Source organism: Flavisericum labens (assembly GCF_045446075.1).
Classification (GTDB): Bacteria; Bacteroidota; Bacteroidia; order Flavobacteriales; family Flavobacteriaceae; genus Flavisericum; species Flavisericum labens.
In genome coordinates this window covers 285,868-308,849 of record NZ_JBJJBQ010000003.1, presented here as the reverse complement: position 1 = coordinate 308,849, position 22,982 = coordinate 285,868, and the positions used below count along the sequence as shown (strand labels likewise).

Below are 22,982 nucleotides of genomic sequence, written 5' to 3'. Positions count from 1 at the left end.
ATGCAAGTACTCGTTTTAAATTCAGGAAGTTCATCATTAAAATTCCAACTTTTTTCAATGCCGCAAAAAACCATTTTGTGTTCAGGCTTAATTGAACGTATAGGTTTAGATGATGGTAAATTTACTTTCAAAGCTAACGGCAAAAAAATAGAGGTCACCACCTCAATTCCGAACCATAAAACTGGATTGGAACTTTTATCCAATCAATTACTTGATAAGGAAACAGGAATTATTGCTTCTTCTGATGAGATTGATATTGTTGGACATCGTGTGGTGCATGGTGGAAAGCATTTTAGCGACACCACCGAAATCACTAAAGAGGTAAAAGACAAAATAAAATCACTTTCAACGTTAGCACCTTTACATAACCCCCCTAATTTAGAGGGTATTGAAGTAGCCGAAGAAATATTCCCGAATGCGAAACAGGTAGCGGTTTTCGACACCGCTTTCCACCAATCTATCCCAGAACATGTTTATAAGTATGCCATTCCAAATGAGTTTTCGGACAAATACAGTATTCGCTTGTACGGTTTTCATGGCACTAGCCATAAATTTGTTTCAGAAAAAGCTATTGAATACCTTGACAAGCCAGAGTCGAAAATCATTACTATCCATTTAGGAAATGGTTGTAGTATGACCGCAGTTAAGAACGGAAAAAGCATCGATCATTCGATGGGGTTTTCACCTTTAGGTGGCTTGATAATGGGTACGCGATCAGGTGATATTGACCCCGCATTTGCATTCTATTTAGCCGATAAGCTAAACTATGACTTAAACGATGTTAACACGCTTTTATTAAAGAAAAGTGGTATGTTAGGCTTGACTGGGTTTAGTGATTTAAGAGATATTATAGACGAAGCCGACAAAGGAAACAAAAAATGCCAATTGGCCTTACAAATGAATGCTTACCGCATAAAAAAATATATAGGAAGTTATGCTGCCGTTTTAAATGGTTTGGATGCTATTGTTTTCACGGCGGGTATTGGCGAAAATTCCAGTTTGATGCGTCAATTGGTTTGCGAGGATTTAGACTTTTTGGGCATTGAGTTAAATGAGGAGGAAAACCAGATTCGTTCAAATAAAGTGCACGACATAAGCAGTCATAACTCAAAAACTAAAATATTAGTAATTCCAACAAATGAAGAGCTTGAAATAGCTAAACAATCGGTAGGTTTATTCGAAGATTAACCGACCTTTGTATAGCTCCTCAACATCAACAAGGGGTGGCTCGTTAACCAATATAATGTTACCCACCCCTTTTATGGTTCCTTTTATTTCTTGTTGGGGGTTAACAATCATATCGTTGGAACTTCTGTTATTTACATACACTTTTTGAGCAATAAGGTTTCTACCTTCAAAACGTGAATTACCGGCTGCAAAAAGCACCGACAAATTATCTGTTTCTCCTGAAATGTGGCAGACAGATAGGTTGTTAAACACTACGGAGAAACTATTATTATCGATTTGCAACCTAAAATCGCCTATGGTAAAGGTATTGGGCGCACCAAAATCTTCAGAAAGAATGGTCAGATTAGGGTAAGTTAAAATACCATTCGAACTGACATCATATTGTGAAGAGCTTCGTATTTCATTAATGTTTGGCGAGGTTACAAATACCTTTGTAGCGCCATAATCGCGCACATAATTACATGTGTTGTTATCAGTTAAAATCAGTTGGCCGTCAATAACTTCAGCACTTACATCATTCATCAAATTTTCACCTGATTCTATGACAACGTTTTGCTCTGCTCCTTGAATAACAATTAATTCAACATCGCGATTTACCAAAACTTTATTAAAAGTGGCAAGTACAACTTCCTTTTGGATAATTTCACCCGTGGTTTGAAAACAATCGCCAGCGTTTTCGCTGTTACAGCAAAATAAAACAATTGAACATAATATGTAAAATAATTTTTTCATGATTACAGTCGTACTCCAATTCCAAATTCAACACCTTCAGCCCTCGCACCGTGCGATTTTAAGCTTAGTGTCCCAAACCATTTATCATTAAAATACCGTTTTAGCCCTAATCTAAAATAGGTTCTCCCCTCAAAATCAAAAGGATAATAAACATAATAACCTAACTGGGTGATTAACGATATTCTGTTTACAAACAATTCGTGTCCTGCAAACACGCCTATACGTTTGTAATCTTCATCACCTGCAACGTTCTTTTCAGGAAAAGCTACGCTTTCAAAATAAATTAACTCCTTCAAAAAATTCGAAAAGAAAACGTCTGTTCCCAACTGCCATGCACTTGATTTATTGATACGTTTATCGGCATACACCGAAGCCACGTACATAGCATATTGCCCACTGCCCACGATGTCACTTTCATTTATTCCAGTTCTAAAGGCTAGATTGTATTTTATGGGTTCAGTATAATCTTGGTCGGACTTCTTATCAATAGTTTTTTGATAATCCAAATCGGTATCATCCAAATTATAAGTTACTCCGACGTTGAGTGTGATTGAGTTTGTTCCGTTATTGGGAGATTTAACATTGGCGTTAGAATAATGAATTAACGACAACCCTGCTTGCAGCCCAAATTTATCAAAAATTCTTTCCTTTTTATAATTGAGCATCACAAAAGTACTGCTCATAAACTTTGACCCAAAAGCCACGTTTTTATAATTGTTTTCTTTGTGATATGGGTTGGTATTGTATGCTAAACCCTGACCAATACGAAACATGACGTTTCTATTAAAAAAATAAAAATTGTAATGTGCGTAAAGGGAATAATTGCTGCCTAAAACTTCATTTTTAAAGTTTTGGTAAGCAAACGAAACGCCATAATCTGGATAATTAAAACGTTGTTCCCACTCCTTAAACCCGTAAGTTTTTTTATTCCAACCTATAATAGCCCCCTCTGGGTGGCCTTTTATTAAATGTAGGATTTCATTATTGTGTAAAGCAATATTTCCTCGAAAATAATTTACATCAACATACAAAGTATGCGTTTTATCTTGGGCTAAAACAATACTAAAGCAAAAAAATAAAACGTAGGTATAAAATAACTTCATAATGGGTTTTCTATTCCGCAAATGTAAGGGAATGGCTAAAACAATGCCGAGGCTATCGCTTGAACATTATCACTTTTTCCCATAGAATAGTAATGCAGCACAGGTACACCAAAATCTAATAATTCTTTTGATTGCTGAATGGCAAACTCAATGCCCACTTGGCGCACGGCTTTGTTGTCTTTGCAATCTTCAACGGCCTCGATTAAATTTTGAGGTAAATCAATTTTAAACACCTGTGGTAACAACTGCAAATGACGCTTTACGGCCAAAGGCTTTATTCCTGGAATAATAGGAACCGTAATACCCATATCTCGGGCTTTTTTAACAAAATCAAAGTACTTTTGATTATCGAAAAACATTTGGGTAACCACATAATCAGCACCCGCATCTACCTTAGTCTTTAACCGTTTTAAATCGGTTTCTAACGATGGTGCTTCCATGTGCTTTTCTGGGTAACCGGCCACACCGATACAAAAATCAGAATTATGCTCCACTTCAACATCATCATGTAAATATTGACCGCGGTTTAGATTAGCTATTTGTTCTACCAATTCGCTAGCATAAGCATTGCCACCCTTAACGGGTTTAAAATATGCTTCATCTTTCATAGAGTCGCCACGCAGTGCCATAACATTATCTAGCCCTAAATAATGACAGTCTACCAAAACATATTCGGTTTCTTCTTTAGTAAAACCACCACAAAGCAAATGTGGAATGGCATCCACTTTATATTTATGCATAATAGAAGCACAAATACCTACCGTACCAGGACGCATACGCGTAATACGTTTATCCAATAAACCGTTTCCTTTATCGATATAAACATACTCTTCGCGAGATGTAGTCACATCAATAAACGGCGGATTGAATTCCATTAGCGGATTAATATTATCATATAAATCCTGAATGTCTTTACCTTTTTTTGGTGGTATTACTTCAAACGAAAACAATGTTTTTCCGTTGGCGTTTTTTATGTGGTCTGTTACTTTCATGATGCCTCCCCTAACCCCTCCAAAGGATGGGAATTTAAGGGTTTTATTTTTTAAATAGTTATAATTATCTCTTTATTCTAATTTCGCGCTGTTACTGACAAACCCAATCCCCTCCCCTTCGGGGAGGTTAGGAGGGGCTTTTACTCAGCTATATTAGGATGTAACCATTTTCTAGCTACACTTTTTTCAATGCCTTTCCTGCTGGCATAATCAGTCACTTGGTCATCTTTCATTTTTCCAAGACCAAAATACTTAGCCTCCGGATTGGCAAAATAATATCCGGAAACTGCTGCTGCTGGCCACATGGCCAGACTCTCAGTAAGTTTAACCCCAATAAGCTCTTCAACGTTCAAAACCTTCCAAATAGTTTCTTTTTCCAAATGGTCTGGACATGCTGGATACCCTGGAGCTGGTCGAATACCTTTATAATTTTCTTTTATTAAATCATCGTTGGTTAAATCCTCCTTGGTAGCATAACCCCAATGTTTCGTTCTTATTTGCTTATGCAAATATTCAGCAAACGCCTCGGCAAATCTATCAGCTATAGCCTGAGCCATTATGGCATTGTAATCGTCATCTTTGGCCTTATAACTATCTGCTAATTCTTGGGCACCAAAAATACCTACACAGAATGCACCAACATAATCTGTTTTACCGGAATCCTCTGGGGCAACAAAATCGGCCAAAGCATGATTAGGTATTCCTTCTCGCTTACTTAATTGTTGGCGTAATGTTCTAAAAACCGCAATTTCTTCACCCTTTTTCTTAACCGAAATATCGTCATCGTTTATAGAATTAGCTTCAAACAAACCAAAAACTGCTTTAGGTTTTAATGACTGCTTGGCAATGATTTCTTCAATCATTACTTGGGCTTCATTGTACATGATAGTTGCCTGTTCGCCCACCACTTTATCAGATAAAATATCAGGGAACTTACCATGTAAATCCCAACTTCTAAAAAATGGACTCCAATCAATAAATGGTAGCAATTCTTTTAAACTGAGCTGTTTCAAAACCTGAACCCCCATTTCATTTGGCTTAGTGATTTCTGAAGCTTCCCAATCAATTTTATATTTTCGTTTACGTGCCTCTTCTATTGAAATATATGGTTTTTCCTTTCCGCGTTTTAAAAACTTAGTTCGGAATTCATCATAATCCTTTTTAAGTTTCGACACATATTCGTGCGAGGTTTTTTTATTAAGTAAATCACCAACAACAGTCACAGCTCTTGATGCATCGTTTACATGCACTACTGCATTTTTATACTGTGTATCAATCTTTACTGCGGTATGCGCTTTTGATGTTGTGGCTCCTCCAATAAGCAAAGGCAACTTAAAATTTTGGCGTTGCATTTCTTTGGCGAGATACACCATTTCGTCAAGCGACGGGGTGATTAAACCCGAAAGACCAATAGCATCTACCCGCTCTTTTATGGCGGTTTCAATTATTTTTTCTGGTGGTACCATAACCCCTAAGTCAACAATTTCGTAGTTGTTGCAAGCCAATACCACACTTACTATATTTTTACCAATATCATGCACATCGCCCTTTACGGTAGCCATTAGTATTTTACCAACAGGTTCAGATTTATCAGTCTTTTCAGCCTCAATAAACGGATTTAAATACCCCACGGCTTTTTTCATAACACGAGCCGATTTCACAACCTGCGGTAAAAACATTTTTCCTGCACCAAACAAATCACCAACCACGTCCATACCAATCATCAAGTGACCTTCTATAACCTCGATAGGTTTATCGGCTTCTTGTCTGGCCTGCTCAATATCTTCAATTATATAGGCGTCGACACCTTTTACAAGGGCATGTGTAATACGATCTTGCAATGGGTTTTCTCTCCACGATAAATCGACCGCTCTTTGAGCTTTTGTACCTTTTACGGTTTCGGCAAATTCCAATAAACGTTCGGTAGCATCATCGCGCCTATCTAAAATAACATCTTCAATATGCTTTAATAAATCTTTAGGAATATCATCATAAACCTCCAACATGGCAGGATTAACAATTCCCATATTCATTCCAGCTTGGATAGCATAGTAAAGGAATACCGAGTGCATCGCTTCTCGCACTATATTATTTCCACGGAACGAAAACGATACGTTGCTTACACCCCCGCTAACACTAACATTTGGCAAGTTTTCGCGAACCCAACGGGTAGCTTCAATAAAATCGACGGCATTTTTTCGGTGCTCGTCCATACCCGTTGCCACAGGAAAAACGTTTAAATCGAAAATAATATCTTCTGAAGGAAAACCTACTTTGTTTACTAAAATATCATAGGATCGTTTGGCTATTTCAATTCGGCGTTCGTAATTATCCGCCTGCCCCACTTCATCAAAAGCCATAACGATAACTGCCGCTCCATAACGCAATATTTGCTTAGCTTCCCAAATAAACTTTTCCTCGCCTTCCTTAAGAGAAATGGAATTAACCACACATTTACCTTGAACTACCTGTAATCCAGCTTCAATAATTTCCCATTTGGAACTATCGATCATTATGGGTACTCGGCAAATATCAGGTTCGGCAGCTATGAGGTTTAAAAACTTAACCATGGCTTCCTTGCCATCAATAAGTCCGTCATCAAAATTTACATCAATAATCTGTGCCCCACCATCTACTTGATGACGCGCGATATCCAGAGCTTCATCGAAATTTTCTTCTTTAATCAATCGAAGAAATTTCCTTGATCCAGCTACGTTTGTTCGTTCTCCTACATTTATAAAATTGCTGTTTTCATTTAAAACCAAAGGCTCTAAACCAGACAATTTCATGTATTTTGTTTGCTTCACTTTCATTTTCTTTCTTAGCTTCTAATGAGATACTGAAACAATTTCAGCATGAGGACGCGGTTTGTATTTTGAAGCTATTTTAGCAATAACCCTTATGTGCTCTGGCGAAGTACCACAGCAGCCTCCAATAATATTGATTAAATTTTTCTTAAGATATTCTTCAATCTGCTCGCCCATTTCTTCGGGAGTTTCGTCGTATTCTCCAAATGCATTTGGCAATCCTGCATTGGGGTGTGCCGAAATGGCAAAATCGGTTTTATTGGCAATAGCTTCCAAATGGGGTTGCAATAAATTAGCACCCAAAGCGCAATTAAAACCGACAGACAACAACGGTATATGAGAAACCGAAATTAAAAAAGCTTCGGCTGTTTGTCCAGAAAGTGTTCTTCCTGATGCATCCGTTATGGTTCCGCTTAACATGATTGGAATATCGATATTACGTTCTTCCTTAACTTGTTCTATCGCAAACAATGCCGCTTTGGCATTTAAAGTATCAAAAACAGTTTCAACCAATAACAAATCTACACCGCCATCTACTAAAGCTTCAACTTGTTGCTTATAAGCCACTCTTAAATCATCAAAAGTGACTGCTCTGTAACCTGGGTCGTTAACATCGGGCGACATACTTGCCGTACGGTTAGTTGGCCCAATTGAACCCGCCACAAAACGAGGTTTATGGGGCTCTTTTGCACTAAATTCTTCAGCAACTTCTTTGGCTATTTTAGCAGACTGATAATTCAGTTCATAAACTAAATCTTCCATTTGGTAATCCGCCATAGCAATAGTAGTACCCGAAAACGTATTGGTTTCAACAATATCGGCTCCTACTTCAAAATACTTGCCATGAATGGTTTTTATAGCTTCAGGCTGTGTTATGGACAACAAATCGTTGTTTCCCTGCAATGGCAAAGAATAATCCTTAAAACGCTCACCTCGGAAATCTTCCTCGGTGAATTTATAAGCTTGTAGCATGGTACCCATAGCACCGTCTAAAACCAAAATTCGTTCTTTTAAAACCTCTTTTATGTTTGACATTTTTGATATTATTTTAAGCACATAATATCATCAAGAAAAGTAAAAAATACTATTCGTTATCTTTCCACTAAGTTCCTGAAATAAATTTAGGACAAGCGGCAGAACGTAGCACCTTCTTTACGAGTTAAAGGGTTGCCAAGGTTTCACTGGGTCTAATCCCTCTACCTTTCTTGATAACACTATTACGTTAATGAACTTTTTGTTCTTAAAACCAGAATGCAAAAATAGTGACTATATTTTTGTTTTCCTATTTTATTGAAAACTCTCTAAACCTAGTTTATTCAATATTACTCAAACAAGGTTGATGAGAGGTACCTATCACCACGATCGCAAATTATTGCCACAATAACTCCTTGGTCTATCTTTTCTGCAACTTGTAATGCACAAAACACAGAACCACCACTACTCATTCCAGCAAACACACCTTCTTCCTTGGCTAATTTAACGGTCGCTTCCTTGGCATCTGCTTCGGTAACTTCGATAACCTCATCTACTTTGCTTCTATCGAAAAACTTGGGCACATACTCTTCTGGCCACTTTCTAATACCTGGAATTCTGGAATCATCATCGGGTTGCGCCCCAACAATGGTAATATCTTTATTTTGTTCTTTTAAATAGGTGGAAACACCCATAATGGTACCTGTGGTGCCCATAGCAGATACAAAGTGGGTTATTTCACCCTTAGTATCTCTCCAAATTTCTGGGCCAGTGGTTTTATAATGCGCCTTCCAATTGTCATCATTTTCAAACTGATTTAAAAGGGTATAACCTTTTTCATCCCTTAATTTAAAAGCTAAATCTCTTGAACCTTCAATACCTACATCAGCAGAAGTTAAAATAACCTCAGCTCCATAGGCTCGCATGGTCTTTACACGCTCTTCAGTAGAATTTTCAGGCATAATTAGCACCATATTCATCCCTAATAATTTGGCAATAAAAGCCAAAGCTATACCTGTATTTCCACTGGTGGCCTCCACCAAAGTGCCTCCTTTTTTTATATCTCCACGTTTTAAGGCTTCATTTATCATATTAAAAGCCGGACGATCCTTAACGCTACCTCCGGGATTATTGCCTTCTAACTTTAAAAAAAGCCTTACTCCTTTTTTTGAAATAAGGTGTGTGGCTTCAACCAATGGCGTATTGCCTATTTGACCAATGATGCTATTTTCGTATCCCATTTTTTTTAGGTCTGATTTTTATTTCTGTTTGATAGGTTACCAATGAGTCTACTGGAACCGATTCAGTAATCCAGACATTAGCCCCAATAATGCTGTTTTTACCAATAACAATGTCTCCTCCTAAAATAGTCGCATTGGCATAAATACAAACATTATCTTCAATAGTAGGGTGTCGTTTTGTAGACGCTAAACTTTTAGCTACTGAAATACCACCTAAGGTTACCCCTTGGTATATTTTTACGTTCTCGCCTATAATTGAGGTTTCACCAATTACAATTCCTGTTCCGTGATCAATATAAAACGATTCACCAATAGTTGCTCCGGGGTGAATATCAATACCTGTGATTCCATGAATAAATTCACTCATCATTCTTGGCAAAATATAAACGCCCAATTTGTGAAGTGCATTACTCAATCTGTAAATTGAAATGGCGTAAAACCCTGGATATGCCATATATATTTCGGCCAAACTGTGCGAAGCTGGATCGTTCTTTTCAAATGCGATGGCATCTAAATCGAGCTTTCTTCTAATTTCGAGAAGTTCGGTTTTAAACGTTGCCCAAATGTTTTCACCGTTTTCAATATCCAAGTTTGAAAGTATCTTTAAAAAAGTATCTTCTAAATATTGACTATTGGCTTCTTCATGCTCACAATCGAACAATGAATAGAATATTTTTTTGGTAAACGTTTTTACTGTATCCTTTAAACAAACATTGTAACTTTTCATGGGCTTTTTTTATGTTTGGGTGGTTTCTTTTTTGCTATAGTCTTTACTGATAAAAACCATTCAAAAATATTAAATCCCACAAGGCTAACATAACCTTGCGGGATTTTTTTTAACCTCTTATTTAGTTTATTTTAGTTTATAGCCTGTACTACTGCCTTTGGTGCTTCTTTACGCGAACCGTCAAAACCATCAATTCCACTTACGGTTGTATACTTTAAAACGTATTTTTTACCTGGATTGATAATTCGATATGCCGCTTGGCACATTAGAGTGGCCTCGTGGAAACCACAAAGAATCAACTTTAATTTTTCTGGGTATGTATTTACATCACCAATAGCGAAAACACCTGGAATATTGGTTTGATAGTTTAATGTGTTATCAACCTTAATGGCATTTTTTTGAATTTCTAGTCCCCAATTACCAATTGGCCCTAATTTAGGCGACAACCCAAACAATGGTATAAAATGGTCGGTTTCAATTTTAGTTGATTCGCCATCTTTTACATAGGTTATTGCTTCAATTTTTCCATCACCATGAAGTTCCTTTACTTCAGCTGGTGTCACTAAATTGATTTTACCTTCTTGCGTTAAATCTCTAACTTTTTCAACAGAATCTAAAGCACCTCTAAATTCGTTTCTCCTGTGAATCAAGGTAACTTCCGAAGCCACATCAGTTAAGAAGATACTCCAATCCAAAGCAGAATCACCTCCTCCAGAAATCACTACTCTTTTATTGCGGTAAAACTCTGGATCTTTAATAATGTATTCCACACCATTATCTTCGAATTCGGTAATACCATCAATAGCCGGTTTTCTTGGCTCGAAAGACCCTAAGCCACCAGCAATGGCAACTACTGGCGCATGGTGTTTTGTGCCTTTATTGGTTGTTACAATAAACGAACCATCATCTTGCTTTTCAATAGTTTCGGCACGTTCACCCAATGTAAAACCTGGCTCAAACTGCTTACCTTGTTCCAATAAATTTCTGGTTAAATCACCAGCTAATATTTCAGGAAACCCAGGTATATCGTAAATTGGCTTTTTAGGGTAAATCTCTGAACACTGACCACCCGGTTGCGGCAATGCATCAATTAAGTGGCATTTAAGCTTTAACAATCCAGCTTCAAAAACCGTAAATAACCCTGTTGGCCCTGCTCCTATGATAAGTATATCTGTTTTAATCATTGTATACTGTTTTACTCTTTTTTTTCAATTAATCCTTTGGTGAATTCGTTTAGTGTTTCCACTTTTTGTTCGAAATCTCCTTTTATCGTTTTTCTATACTCGTTTAAATTTTTCACTAAATCGTCTACATTTTCAGGAAGCACATCCTCAAAAAACTGACGTAAACGTTTTGCTGTTGTTGGCGATTTTCCATTGGTTGAAATCGCTACTTTTACATTTCCTTTGGTGACGATTCCACCCATGTAAAAATCACAATATGGCGGGTTGTCGGCTACATTTACCAAAATGCTTTTTTTGCGACAATGTTTGTGCACCTTCACGTTTACTTTGGGCTTATCGGTCGTGGCAACAACAATATGCTTCCCCTTTAAATACTTTTTTTTGTATTTATCTTTTATTAAAGTAACATTTCCCTGTTTTGACAAAGACACAGTACCTTCTCTGAACATTGGTGACACCATTGTTACACAAGCATCTGGACTAGACTTTAGAAGAAATGTTAATTTTTCTTCAGCCACAAAACCACCTCCAATTATAAGAACGTTTAAGCTTTTCGCTTTTAAAAAAATAGGATATAGATTATTTCTTTCCACGAGTTATCCTTTTGTTACCTCTGACAAAACCGAACTTAAAACTGCTCGTTCTTTAACCACTTCGCCAATAACAATAATAGCTGGTGACGACAATTGCTTTTCGGCCACAATGCCTTGAATAGTGCTTATCGTACCTATACCCACTTTTTCATCTTCTCTTGTTCCGTTTTGAATGATGGCAATGGGAGCATCCTGTTTATTTTCTTCTGAAAAAATGCGAACAATTTCTCCAAGTTTGCCCATCCCCATCAAAATAACAACGGTTGCGGTTGACTTAGCAGCTAAAGCTAGATCACCAGAAATCTGATGTTTTTTAGTCGTTCCTGTAATAACCCAAAAACTTTCAGATGCACCACGTTTTGTTAACGGAATACCTTGATAAGCTGGAACCGCCATCGATGACGATATACCTGGCACTAAAAAGGTTTCTAAACCAAAACCACGAACATAATCAATTTCCTCAGCTCCCCGACCAAAAATGAATGGGTCTCCACCTTTTAAGCGCACCACATGTCCTTTTTCTTTGGCTTTTGAAACAATCAACTCGTTAATCTGCTCTTGCTGAAATGCATAACACCCCTTACGTTTGCCCACAAAAATAAGCTCAGCGTTTACTGAAGCATATTTTAATAAGGCTTCGTTTATAAGTGCGTCGTACAAAATGACATCAGCAGACTCAATTGCCTTAATAGCTTTAAGGGTAATTAAGTCTTCGTCACCAGGACCAGCACCTACAATCGTTAATTTTGGGATTTTTACAATCATTTCTTTTATTTAAACTACTTTCTTTTCTAAAGTTTCAGCCTCTCTGTAAGCTTTTACTTTTTCTAAAAACTTATTAGAATCCCCAATATATTTTTCTGCAAATTCTTGGCTCGGTGCAAATTTGTTGATTTGATAAATTAATTCCGAGAATGAAATTCCTAAATCAATTTTTCCGCTTTCAACAAACAAGTCGTCAAACTGACTGATAATACCAGCATGCGTATTAGTTTTCTTGTTTTCGGCTAATAATAACGCTTTCGCGGAATTAACCAAAGAACTGTAAGCATGGTAAATAGCATGCGAATATACTTTGTTGCCCAAGGCTTCTTCAGCGTTTTCGATTTTCTCTTGACTTTCTAAAAATAAAGTAGCAATTAAATCGATAACAACACCAGCACACTCACCAATACCAATCTCTTTTACATATTCTTCTTCGGTACCCCAATCGATAAAATCGTCTTGCGTTAAATTACTAACATCTTGAAGATCGTTTAAGTAATCATAAAAATAGCGCTCGCCTTTCTCTTTGTAATAATCAACAAACTTTTTGCCGCCTGCATTGGCTTCAAAATCATCTAAAATTCTACGTAAAGCCTCTGGTCCACGTTTACTAGGTACTTTCACCACTTTATCAGCAAAAACACCATTTCCGTCTCCTAAATTTCCACCACCTAACAATACTTGTAAAGCAGGAGCGACCAATTTATCTGGTGTACGGACCGACATCCCTTGGAAACCAATATTTGCCATATTGTGCTGTCCGCAAGCGTTCATACATCCACTAATTTTAATAACTAAATCTTCGTTCTTTAAATATTGTGGATATTCGGCTTTTATAATACGTTCCAACTCATCTGCAATACCTGTACTACTAGCAATACCTAAATTACAAGTATCTGTACCCGGACATGCGGTAATATCGACTGCTTTGTTATAACCTGCTTCAACAAATCCTAATTTTTCTAACTCTGTATAGAAAAACGGCACCAATTCTTCTTTCACAAAAGGAATAACGATGTTTTGACGCAATGACAAACGAATTTCGCCTGCTGCATAGTTTTCAACCAAATCGGCCAATAGTCTGGCCTTATCGGTATAAAAATCTCCTAAAAGCACTTTAATACCAATAGCTACATAACCTTCCTGTTTTTGAGGAATTAAGTTGGTAGATTTCCAAGTTTCAAAAGCTTGCTCGTCTTTTATATTTACCTGAGGAATCTCTGAAACTTCAACCGGTTTTGATGCAGTGTAAGCATCGGCGTCTATAGCAACTGATTTATTTTCTATAGCTTTTTGCTCTTCTTCAACCAATTCCTTGAACGCTTCTAGACCTATGTCTTTAATTAAGAATTTCATACGCGCTTTGGCACGGCTTTTACGCTCACCATGACGATCAAAAATTCTTAAAACACCTTCCATTATAGGAATGATTTTATCGGTTTCAATAAAATCAAACAACACATCAGCCTCACGGGGTTGAGACCCTAATCCGCCACCAATCATCACTTTAAAACCACGAGTATCATTTTTAACTTTAGCAATGAAACCTAAATCGTGCATGTAAGACAGCCCGGTATCTTCATCGGAAGATGAAAATGACACCTTGAACTTACGTCCCATTTCTTGACAAATAGGATTTCTTAAGAAAAACTTGAAAAGGGCATCTGCATAAGGCGACACATCAAACGGTTCATTTACATCTATACCAGCTGTTTCGCTAGCGGTTACGTTTCTTACCGTGTTACCACAAGCTTCTCTTAAGGTAACATCATCACGTTCTAAATCTGCCCAAAGTTCTGGTGTTCTATTCAAATCAACATAATGAATTTGAATATCTTGACGTGTTGTAATATGTAAGCGCCCACGAGAATACTCATCGGATACATCTGAAATTCTGCGTAATTGACTACCCTTAACCTTTCCATAAGGTAATTTTATACGAATCATTTGAACGCCTTCTTGACGCTGACCGTAAACCCCACGTGCTAAACGCAGACTTCTAAATTTTTCTTCGTCTATTTTTCCATTGTTGAAAAGCTCGATTTTATTGGCTAATTCAATAATATCTTTTTCAACTATTGGATTTTCTATTTCTGTTCTAAAACTTTGCATTTTCTTTTTTTTATTGAATGAATCCTGCACCAACCGTATGGTTGGTTTGTGGATCTATTAAAATAAACGACCCATTTGTTCTATGGTTTTTAAATTGGTCGTAAAAAATAGGTTTGTTAAGCTTGAATGTTATCGAAGCTATATCGTTAACGCCTAAACTAGTTACACCTTTCTCAAACCCAGAATAATCTGGATGAATTTTATGGTTGATTCTATCCACTTTTGCCAACACTTTATTTACACCGTGTTGCACAATATACTTACCGCCAGTAGTTAAATGATCTGAATCCATCCAACAAACATTGGCCGTAAACTGCTTATCGATAGTTGGTAAATCGCCTTCTTTTACTATCATATCGCCTCGACTAACATTAATATCGTTTTCTAAAGTGATGGTCACGGACGAACGACGTGATGCCGTTTCGTACTTTTCATCATAGAAAAAAATATCTTTTATTTTAGATCGTGTTTTTGAAGGTAATACGATAATATCATCGCCCACACTTAAATTCCCTCCGTATACTTTTCCGGCATAACCTCTAAAATCATGGAAATCTTCGGTTTTAGGACGGATAACATACTGCACAGGAAAACGCGGTGTACCTACATTAAAAATATCGGCTTTATCCAATTGCTCTAAATGCTCTAACAAAGCTTCACCTTTATACCAAGGCATCTCATCAGATTTATGAACCACGTTATCACCTTTTAACGCACTAACAGGGATAAAAGTAATTTTTTGGTCTTGATAATCACGCTTGCTCATCAACTCCTCAAAATCGCCTTTAATGCTATTGTAAACCTCTTCAGAATAATCAACTAAATCCATTTTGTTTATCGCAACAACCACATCTTTAATTCTTAATAAATTATTGATGAAGAAGTGACGGTGAGTTTGCTCAATCACCCCTTTTCTAGCGTCAATTAAAATAATGGATGCTTGCGAGGTTGATGCTCCAGTCACCATATTTCTGGTATACTCCACATGGCCAGGGGTATCGGCTATAATGTAACTTTTCTTTCCTGTTGAAAAATATATATGTGCTACATCAATAGTAATACCTTGTTCTCTTTCGGCAACCAAGCCATCCGTAGCTAAGGAAAAGTCCAAGTAATCGTACCCACGTTGTTTACTTGTTTTTTCAATAGCTTCCAATTTATCAGTAGTTAATGATTTTGTATCGTAAAGAATACGTCCTATTAACGTACTTTTTCCATCATCTACACTTCCTGCTGTTGCAATTTTTAATACTTCCATTTATTTTGTTATTGGTTGTTGGTTTTTGGTTGTTAGATTTTTCTAAATTCCCTTTTAAACTTCAACAACTTAATTTTTATTTTTTTGAATATTTTACAAATTGCTAATTACCAGTATCCAATAACTAACAACTATTAACCATCTTAGAAATACCCTTGTTGTTTACGTTTTTCCATAGCTGCTTCAGATCGTTTATCGTCTATACGAGCGCCACGTTCTGAAATTGTAGAATCTCTAATTTCTTCTACTACCTTTGAAATGGTTGCAGCTTCGGAAAGCACCGCCGCTGTACAACTCATATCTCCTACGGTTCTAAAACGAACCATTTCCTCTATCACTTCTTCATGATCATCTCTGTAAACCACCTCGTCATCTGCTGACCATATCATGCCGTCTCTTAAGAATACTTTACGCTTATGAGCGAAATAAATTGATGGTATTTCAATGTTTTCTTTTTCGATATACGACCAAACGTCTAATTCTGTCCAGTTTGAAATTGGAAATACACGTACGTTCTGGCCATGCTCAATATCACCATTCAGCATATCAAACAACTCTGGACGTTGGTTTTTTTCGTCCCATTGACCGAAATCATCACGTACTGAAAAAATACGTTCTTTCGCTCTAGCTTTTTCTTCATCACGACGTGCTCCCCCAATACAAGCATCGAACTTGAATTCTTCAATGGCATCTAAAAGTGTAGTGGTTTGCAATTGGTTTCTACTTGCATAACGGCCAGACTCCTCTTTTACTTTTCCTTGATCAATAGAATCCTGAACGTTGCGAACAATAAGCTCCAAACCTAACTCCTTAACCAATCGGTCTCTAAACTCAATGGTCTCAGGAAAGTTATGCCCTGTATCAATATGCATCAAAGGAAACGGTACTTTTGCAGGGTAAAATGCCTTTACGGCCAACCTTACCAAAGTAATCGAATCTTTTCCTCCAGAAAACAACAGTACAGGTTTTTCAAACTGTGCGGCTACTTCTCTCATGATGTAAATCGCTTCGTTTTCGAGCGAGTTGATATGTGATGTATCTTTCTTCATAATATTCTGCCCCCTAACCCCCGAAGGGAGAACTCTTACTCGGGCGGGTTAAGAGTTTTGTTATTATATTAATTTACTTTCTAGTTACTGCGACTGCCTACTACCGACAGGATTATGCGTGCAAACCACACTCTCTATTTTCTAATGCTTTAGTTGGATCAAAATATTTAAATTCATTTGGTAATTTGTTTTCTTCTAAATAGCCATCTAATTTTTCGTCGGACCAATAGTAAAACGGACTCACCTTTAGAACACCGTCTTTGCTTAAACTAAAAATACCAATACTATCTCTAAACGCCGTTTGACCTTGGCGCAAGTTGGTGAACCATACTTTAGGCTTATGCTCTTCCATAGCTCTTTTGAATGGCTCTAGCTTTACCTGTTCTGTAAATAAAGCATGTTCTGGCGCATCGACAGATGGAATTCCCAACACCACATCGCGGTGAGCCGATGTTTGCTTGGGCACGTATAAAAAGATATTCAAATCTAAATCTTTTATAACTTGCTCGGCATGCCTGTAGGTTTGTGGCGTGTTATAACCTGTATCGCACCATACCACCGGTATTTTTGATTCAACCGAACTTACGGCATGTAAAATAGCCGCTTCGTAAGGTCTAAAATTAGTCGTAACAACAGCTTCATCATTAAGCTCAAATGCTTTTTTTATGACGTCGGCCGGTTTAGCATCTTTAAATGCTTCGTTTAATTCTTTTATTTGAGTTTCTGTAAACATCTTAATTTTCACTTTTTATTTTCCCCACTTAATTGAATTCCAAATACGCTCATGGAAAAAATATAATACCATTTTTGTTACCAATTCGATACCTCCTATTGAAAACGCTAAATCTAACTTACCTGTTATAATCCACGATATTAAAATGGTATCTAAAGTGCCTATAGTTCTCCAACTTAAAGACTTAACTATACTTCTTATTGGTTTTTCGCTTGAAGCATCTGCTTCATAGGTTGACTTTTCTTTATCTTTTATTAACATCTGTCCAATCATTTGTCGTTGAATTATATTAATCCTATCAATTTAATAGGAATTACAAAAGTAATACTTTTTTTTAGATGACAAATTGTACTAACAACTTTTTAGAATAATGGCATTTTTTTACGACAAACTGAAGAAAATCAAAAATAAAAACTGTTTTTATTAAGAAATCTTTACTCATTTCTTTTGGATAAATCTGCTAAGGTGGTATTTCTGAACACCTTAAGTGTGCTATCACGTACTTGAATCATGAGCTTATTTACGCTACATAGGGCTTCGTCTGGGCAGTCGTCGCACTTTTCATAATAATTTAAACTTACGCAAGGTACCATGGCAATGGGACCTTCTAAAACGCGCATAACTTCGGTCATTAAAATTTCTGAAGGTTCTTTCCGTAAATAATATCCACCGTGCTTACCCTTTTTAGAACCCAATATGCCCGACTTCCGTAAGGTGAGCAAAATACTCTCTAAAAACTTTTGGGGAATACTTTCACTTTTGGCAATTTCACCAACTTGAACAGGTAAATCACCAGTATTTCTCGCTATAAAAGTGAGTGCCTTAAGGCCATATTTTGTTTTTTTGGATAGCATTCGGCTAATATAATTAATTTAGTGCTTGCTCCAAATCAGCAATAATATCGTCCACATGCTCCAATCCCACAGAAATGCGCGCCATGCCATCAGTAATACCTGCTGCGGCTTTTACTTCTGATTCAACTTTAGCATGTGTGGTACTCGCTGGATGCGTTGCAATAGTGCGGGTATCACCTAAATTAGCAGAAAGCGAGCACATTTTTAATCCATCTAAAAACGCTCTTCCTCCTTCTAATCCTCCTTCTACCTCAAAAGCTACAATGTTTCCGCCCAAACGCATTTGTTTAATGGCTACATCATACTTAGGGTGCGACTTTAAAAATGGGTACTTTACCCATTTCACCTTAGGATGTGTTTCCAAATATGTGGCAATTTCCAATGCATTTTCACAATGTTTTTCAACTCTAACAGCCAATGTCTCTAAAGATTTTGATAGCACCCATGCATTAAAAGGACTCATTGAAGGACCTGTAAGTCTTGAAAACAAATAAATCTCTCTTATCAATTCCTTTTTTCCAACAGTAATACCTCCTAGAACGCGGCCTTGCCCGTCCATTAATTTGGTAGCAGAATGAATTACTAAATCTGCCCCATACTTTATCGGGTTTTGCAGGTATGGTGTTGCAAAGCAATTATCAATCACTAACAACAGGTTGTGCTTTTTACAAATAGCACTTAAATATTCTAAATCTAGCACATCAACACCAGGGTTAGTGGGTGTTTCAGCGTAAATAAACTTAGTGTTAGGCTGAATTAAATCTTGAATATTTTCAACTTCATTTATATTGAAATAGGAGCATTCAATATTCCATTTTGGAAAATACTTAGTAAACAAGCCGTGGGTTGCTCCAAAAACAGAACTACATGACACCACATGATCTCCAGCATCCAACAATGTGGCAAATGTTGAAAACACAGCGGCCATACCACTAGCAAAGGCAAAACCTGCTTCTGCACCTTCCATAGCACAAACTTTATCTACAAATTCGTTAACATTTGGATTGCTATAACGGCTATATAAATCACGTTGTTTTTCTTCGGCAAAAGAGGCTCTCATTTCTTCGGCATCGTCAAAAACAAACCCTGATGTTAAATATAACGGCACGGAATGTTCTGAAAACTGAGAGGTCTCAGCTTGTGTGCGGATGGCTTCTGTTTCAAAATTCTTTATATTCTCTTTCATTTTCTCTTATTTTAGGCTTAAACCACGCTAAACCTTCTCATTAATTTATATGTTTTGACAGCCTTAAAATGTCTCCAAAAACACCTCTGGCCGTAACCTCAGCTCCTGCCCCGGCACCTTGAATGACAATGGGCTGTTCGCCGTAGCTTTCGGTGAAAATTTCAAAAATGGCATCGCTACCTTTTACATGTCCTAAAGTACTGTCTTCAGGAATAGAAACCAGTTTAACCTCTAAAGTTCCTTTATCTTTTGATAAATCGCCAGACAAATCACCTACATATCTCAAAACATACCCAGGTTTTTGGCTTGACTTTATCTGCTGATATTCTTCGTTTAAAACATTAAGCTGACTTAAAAACTCTTGAACAGAAATTTCTCGATAGGCCTCCGGAATTAGGTTTTGCACTGATACATCTTCAAATTCGTTTTGCAAATCTAACTCTCTTGCAAGAATTAACAGCTTTCTGGCCACATCATTTCCCGAAAAATCCTCTCGAGGATCTGGCTCGGTGAAACCTTTATCAATAGTTTCCCGAACTATTTCACTGAATGACTTGTCTTGAATAGAAAAATTATTGAACAAATAACTTAATGTTCCTGAAAACACACCTCGTATTCTCGTAATATTTTCTCCCGATTCGTGCAATAATTTAATCGTATCAATTAATGGCAAACCTGCTCCAACAGTGGTTTCATACAAATATTGCTTGTTATGTTCTTTTAATTGAAGTCGCAAATCTTTATAAAATTCATGAGAAATAGTATTGGCAATTTTATTTGATGACACCAAATCGAAACCTGCCTCAACCAACGGTATGTAATTTTCGTAAAAGTCAGAACTTGCCGTATTATCAACTGCTATTAAATTTTCTAAGTGATGATTTTCAGCAAAGGTAATAATGTCACTAACGGAAAGGTCGTTATCAATTTTCGCGATATCTTGTTTCCAAGTTTTGCTGGCGCCTTTTCTATTTAAAAGCACCTGTTTTGAATTGGCAATGGCAAACACATTTAAGTTAATACCTTTTCGGTTTTCAATATCTTCTTTCGATTTCAAAATTTGATTGATTAGCGCACCGCCAACTCCGCCGTGACCAAAAATGGCAATGTTTATTTTTTTCGAAATACCAAAAACCTCACCGTGAATAACGTTAACCGCTTTATGTAACTGTGATTTTTTAACCACCAAACTCACATTCTTCCCGGTAACGGTATTATTGAAAAGTATCGGTGTAATTTGATTTTTTATCAGTGCATTGAATGGTTTATGGAAGGAACTCAATTCGATACCCACAATAGAAATAACCGAAACATCATCAACCACATCAATTTTATTGACATCCTGCGAATAAAAATCGCTTTCAAACTCACGTTCTAAAGCAATAACAGCCTGGGTTGCTTGGTCGGCATCAATAATAAGACCAATACCTCTTTCAGACGAACCTTGCGACACAATACTCACACTAATACCATGATTGCTCAAAGCACCAAAAATACGGGCATCTACACCACTCTTCCCCAAAAGTCCGCGGCCTTCTAAATTCAATAGCGCCACATTATCTAAAACCGACAACGATGTTACCTCCTTGGTACTTGGCTTGGCAGTAATTAATGTGCCTTCATCATTCGGATTAAAAGTATTTAGAATGCGTAAATTGATGTTCTTTTCAACTAAGGGAATAATGGTTTTCGCATGCAATACCGATGTGCCGAAATTAGCCAATTCGTTAGCCTCACTGTATGACAGCTCCCTTATTTGTTGGGCATCGGCCACCAAATTAGGATCGGCGGTATAAATACCATTAACATGGGTATAGTTTTGAAGTTCTTCGGCATCTAAAAAATTGGCTAATAAAGCTGCCGTATAATTACTACCGTTTCTTCCAAGAGTGGTGGTTTCGTTCTTTAAGTTTGAAGCTATAAAGCCAGTAACCACATTAACCACATCTTTATTGGCTTTAAAATAAGCTTCGGTATTCTCTTTTGATAATTTTGATAAAGGCTGCGCATTACCAAAAGCCTCATCTGTTTTTATTAGTTCACGGGCATCGGTAGCCTTAGCTTTTACGCCTTCTTCATTCAATAAATTGGTGATTAGCCTAACAGCTAACAATTCGCCTTGTGCCAAGATATTGTCTTTGGTTTTTTTACTGTAATCGCGCAGCAAACTAACACCTTCAAAAAGCTTATCGAGTACTGAAAATTCTTCAGAAAAATCAATAGTTTTTGAGGGCTCAGACTGGTATGCCTTAAATGCTTCCAACTCTTCTTGATAAGGTTTACCTTTTAAAGCCTTATTTAAAATAGAATCCAAATCATTAGTTGCCGAACCTCTTGCCGAAACCACAACACTAATACGTTCGCCAGAGTTTACCTTATCTTTGATAATTGAAAGTACCGTTTCCAAACCTTTTCCGTTAGCCAACGACTTCCCTCCAAATTTCAATACTTTCATTCTTTTTCTTTTAGAATCGGGCACAAAAATGCCCTCTATAATCTTTTCCAATTGTTCGTATTCCATTAAAAAGGCATCATGCCCGTGTACCGAGTGTATCTCATTATAAGTTACGTTCGGGTTTGTTAAAGCCAATTGCTTATGCGTTTCACGGTTTTCTTCAGCTGTAAAAAACAAATCGGAGTCTACACCAATAATGTGTATGTTCGCCTCAATGTTATCCAACACGTTAAAATCATTAGATCGTCCTTTGGTCACGTCTATAGTTTTAAGTAATTGGTTCATTAATTTATAAGCTGAAAGCTGAAAACGCTCCTGTAACTTTTTTCCATGGTGAAGCAACCAACTTTCTACATTAAAAATCTCTAAATCTTCATTTTTAGAACGTTTGAAGCGTTCTTTGAAAGACTCAGGTGTTCGATAACATAACATGGCATGCATGCGGGCATCGTGCACCGGATGTTTTGAGTTTAACAGAAATTGCTCTTGTATCTGACAATTGGCAATTAGCCAATCGGTAGATTTCCAATCGGTGGCCACGGTAATTAAATGCTCGGTAAAAGTTGGATTGTTCACCGCCATTTCCCAAGCGATGCCTCCACCTAATGAACCTCCAATGGTTGCAAATACTTTGTCAATATTTAACTTTTGTAATCCGATTAAAAAAATATTAGCCACATCTCTGGCTACAAAATCCTTATAATTTTTAATTACAAAACCGTCAAAACCGTTTCCAGGAATATTGAATGCTAAAATAGTGTACAGCTTGATATCAATCACCTTGTCTTTTCCTATCAAATCTATCCACCAGCCATCTTCACCGGCAACATTACTGTTTCCTGTTAACGCATGGTTCACCAAAATTATGGGCGCCGTACCTAAAGTTTGGCCAAAAACCTGATAGCTCAGCTTTAACTCAGGAATAGTGACACCACTTTCGGTGGAATAATTTTTAATGTTGATATGCTGCAACGGATGCTTCAATTTATATGCTTTGTTTTTTTGGTTCCGCATGGCAATATTGCCTACGG

General features: G+C 37.1%; 19 protein-coding genes and 1 riboswitch. Of the genes, 1 reads left to right on the top strand and 18 read right to left on the bottom strand.

Annotated elements, in window-relative coordinates:
- Positions 1–1,188 (top strand): acetate/propionate family kinase, encoded by a 1,188-nt coding sequence (locus tag ACIEHO_RS07895; protein ID WP_406970396.1) that lies wholly within the window; start codon positions 1–3, stop codon positions 1,186–1,188.
- Here the strand turns inward: ACIEHO_RS07895 and ACIEHO_RS07890 are convergent.
- The 18 genes from ACIEHO_RS07890 to thrA form a co-directional block, all read right to left on the bottom strand.
- Positions 1,174–1,920, bottom strand: coding sequence for a head GIN domain-containing protein (locus tag ACIEHO_RS07890; RefSeq protein WP_406970394.1), 747 nt, complete (start codon positions 1,918–1,920; stop codon positions 1,174–1,176). The two genes, ACIEHO_RS07895 and ACIEHO_RS07890, sit on opposite strands and share 15 nt — an antisense overlap.
- Before the next feature lie 2 nt (positions 1,921–1,922).
- A complete protein-coding gene (locus ACIEHO_RS07885; protein WP_406970392.1) occupies positions 1,923–3,023 on the bottom strand; it encodes an acyloxyacyl hydrolase in 1,101 nt (366 codons plus the stop codon).
- A 35-nt stretch (positions 3,024–3,058) separates the two neighbouring features.
- On the bottom strand, positions 3,059–4,015 hold the full coding sequence (gene metF, locus ACIEHO_RS07880; RefSeq protein ID WP_406970390.1) for a methylenetetrahydrofolate reductase [NAD(P)H]: 957 nt from the start codon (positions 4,013–4,015) through the stop codon (positions 3,059–3,061).
- Between the two features lie 140 nt (positions 4,016–4,155).
- Complete coding sequence (gene metH, locus ACIEHO_RS07875) at positions 4,156–6,828, bottom strand: methionine synthase (RefSeq protein WP_406970388.1); 2,673 nt, start codon at positions 6,826–6,828, stop codon at positions 4,156–4,158.
- Between the two features lie 15 nt (positions 6,829–6,843).
- A complete protein-coding gene (locus tag ACIEHO_RS07870; RefSeq protein WP_406970386.1) occupies positions 6,844–7,857 on the bottom strand; it encodes a homocysteine S-methyltransferase family protein in 1,014 nt (337 codons plus the stop codon).
- Between the two features lie 53 nt (positions 7,858–7,910).
- A riboswitch (SAM riboswitch) is annotated at positions 7,911–8,037 on the bottom strand.
- 107 nt (positions 8,038–8,144) lie between these two features.
- Positions 8,145–9,035, bottom strand: coding sequence for a cysteine synthase CysM (gene cysM, locus ACIEHO_RS07865; protein ID WP_406970384.1), 891 nt, complete (start codon positions 9,033–9,035; stop codon positions 8,145–8,147).
- Entirely contained in the window at positions 9,019–9,762 is a 744-nt protein-coding gene (epsC, locus tag ACIEHO_RS07860) for a serine O-acetyltransferase EpsC (protein WP_406970382.1), read from the bottom strand. Before epsC ends, cysM begins: the two co-directional genes overlap by 17 nt.
- Before the next feature lie 131 nt (positions 9,763–9,893).
- Positions 9,894–10,946 carry an NAD(P)/FAD-dependent oxidoreductase gene (locus tag ACIEHO_RS07855; protein WP_406970380.1) on the bottom strand — a complete coding sequence of 351 codons (1,053 nt, stop codon included), beginning with the start codon at positions 10,944–10,946 and terminating at the stop codon, positions 9,894–9,896.
- Positions 10,947–10,957: 11 nt separating this feature from the next.
- Positions 10,958–11,539 carry a precorrin-2 dehydrogenase/sirohydrochlorin ferrochelatase family protein gene (locus tag ACIEHO_RS07850; protein ID WP_406970378.1) on the bottom strand — a complete coding sequence of 194 codons (582 nt, stop codon included), beginning with the start codon at positions 11,537–11,539 and terminating at the stop codon, positions 10,958–10,960.
- A gap of 3 nt (positions 11,540–11,542) precedes the next feature.
- Positions 11,543–12,304 carry a uroporphyrinogen-III C-methyltransferase gene (gene cobA, locus ACIEHO_RS07845; RefSeq protein WP_406970376.1) on the bottom strand — a complete coding sequence of 254 codons (762 nt, stop codon included), beginning with the start codon at positions 12,302–12,304 and terminating at the stop codon, positions 11,543–11,545.
- 9 nt (positions 12,305–12,313) lie between these two features.
- Positions 12,314–14,416 (bottom strand): HEPN domain-containing protein, encoded by a 2,103-nt coding sequence (locus tag ACIEHO_RS07840; protein ID WP_406970374.1) that lies wholly within the window; start codon positions 14,414–14,416, stop codon positions 12,314–12,316.
- A gap of 10 nt (positions 14,417–14,426) precedes the next feature.
- Entirely contained in the window at positions 14,427–15,674 is a 1,248-nt protein-coding gene (locus ACIEHO_RS07835; protein WP_406970372.1) for a sulfate adenylyltransferase subunit 1, read from the bottom strand.
- Between the two features lie 143 nt (positions 15,675–15,817).
- On the bottom strand, positions 15,818–16,723 hold the full coding sequence (gene cysD / locus ACIEHO_RS07830) for a sulfate adenylyltransferase subunit CysD (protein ID WP_406970370.1): 906 nt from the start codon (positions 16,721–16,723) through the stop codon (positions 15,818–15,820).
- A 112-nt stretch (positions 16,724–16,835) separates the two neighbouring features.
- Positions 16,836–17,456, bottom strand: a complete 621-nt coding sequence (locus ACIEHO_RS07825; protein ID WP_406970368.1) for a phosphoadenosine phosphosulfate reductase domain-containing protein — start codon at positions 17,454–17,456, stop codon at positions 16,836–16,838.
- Positions 17,457–17,471: 15 nt separating this feature from the next.
- Complete coding sequence (locus ACIEHO_RS07820; RefSeq protein ID WP_406970366.1) at positions 17,472–17,729, bottom strand: DUF2061 domain-containing protein; 258 nt, start codon at positions 17,727–17,729, stop codon at positions 17,472–17,474.
- Between the two features lie 161 nt (positions 17,730–17,890).
- Entirely contained in the window at positions 17,891–18,310 is a 420-nt protein-coding gene (locus tag ACIEHO_RS07815; RefSeq protein WP_406970364.1) for an RrF2 family transcriptional regulator, read from the bottom strand.
- Between the two features lie 13 nt (positions 18,311–18,323).
- The gene (locus ACIEHO_RS07810; protein ID WP_406970362.1) at positions 18,324–19,496 is read right to left on the bottom strand and encodes a trans-sulfuration enzyme family protein; all 1,173 of its coding nucleotides are present in this window, start codon (positions 19,494–19,496) and stop codon (positions 18,324–18,326) included.
- A 40-nt stretch (positions 19,497–19,536) separates the two neighbouring features.
- Complete coding sequence (gene thrA, locus ACIEHO_RS07805; RefSeq protein ID WP_406970550.1) at positions 19,537–22,935, bottom strand: bifunctional aspartate kinase/homoserine dehydrogenase I; 3,399 nt, start codon at positions 22,933–22,935, stop codon at positions 19,537–19,539.
- Positions 22,936–22,982 lie beyond the last annotated feature (47 nt).

Coding starts and splice junctions, on each gene's coding strand:
- ACIEHO_RS07895 (WP_406970396.1), top strand. CDS start 1: ATGCAAGTACTCGTTTTAAATTCAGGAAGTTCATCATTAAAATTCCAA.
- ACIEHO_RS07890 (WP_406970394.1), bottom strand. CDS start 1,920: ATGAAAAAATTATTTTACATATTATGTTCAATTGTTTTATTTTGCTGT.
- ACIEHO_RS07885 (WP_406970392.1), bottom strand. CDS start 3,023: ATGAAGTTATTTTATACCTACGTTTTATTTTTTTGCTTTAGTATTGTT.
- metF (WP_406970390.1), bottom strand. CDS start 4,015: ATGAAAGTAACAGACCACATAAAAAACGCCAACGGAAAAACATTGTTT.
- metH (WP_406970388.1), bottom strand. CDS start 6,828: ATGAAAGTGAAGCAAACAAAATACATGAAATTGTCTGGTTTAGAGCCT.
- ACIEHO_RS07870 (WP_406970386.1), bottom strand. CDS start 7,857: ATGTCAAACATAAAAGAGGTTTTAAAAGAACGAATTTTGGTTTTAGAC.
- cysM (WP_406970384.1), bottom strand. CDS start 9,035: ATGGGATACGAAAATAGCATCATTGGTCAAATAGGCAATACGCCATTG.
- epsC (WP_406970382.1), bottom strand. CDS start 9,762: ATGAAAAGTTACAATGTTTGTTTAAAGGATACAGTAAAAACGTTTACC.
- ACIEHO_RS07855 (WP_406970380.1), bottom strand. CDS start 10,946: ATGATTAAAACAGATATACTTATCATAGGAGCAGGGCCAACAGGGTTA.
- cobA (WP_406970376.1), bottom strand. CDS start 12,304: ATGATTGTAAAAATCCCAAAATTAACGATTGTAGGTGCTGGTCCTGGT.
- ACIEHO_RS07840 (WP_406970374.1), bottom strand. CDS start 14,416: ATGCAAAGTTTTAGAACAGAAATAGAAAATCCAATAGTTGAAAAAGAT.
- ACIEHO_RS07835 (WP_406970372.1), bottom strand. CDS start 15,674: ATGGAAGTATTAAAAATTGCAACAGCAGGAAGTGTAGATGATGGAAAA.
- cysD (WP_406970370.1), bottom strand. CDS start 16,723: ATGAAGAAAGATACATCACATATCAACTCGCTCGAAAACGAAGCGATT.
- ACIEHO_RS07825 (WP_406970368.1), bottom strand. CDS start 17,456: ATGTTTACAGAAACTCAAATAAAAGAATTAAACGAAGCATTTAAAGAT.
- ACIEHO_RS07820 (WP_406970366.1), bottom strand. CDS start 17,729: ATGATTGGACAGATGTTAATAAAAGATAAAGAAAAGTCAACCTATGAA.
- ACIEHO_RS07815 (WP_406970364.1), bottom strand. CDS start 18,310: ATGCTATCCAAAAAAACAAAATATGGCCTTAAGGCACTCACTTTTATA.
- ACIEHO_RS07810 (WP_406970362.1), bottom strand. CDS start 19,496: ATGAAAGAGAATATAAAGAATTTTGAAACAGAAGCCATCCGCACACAA.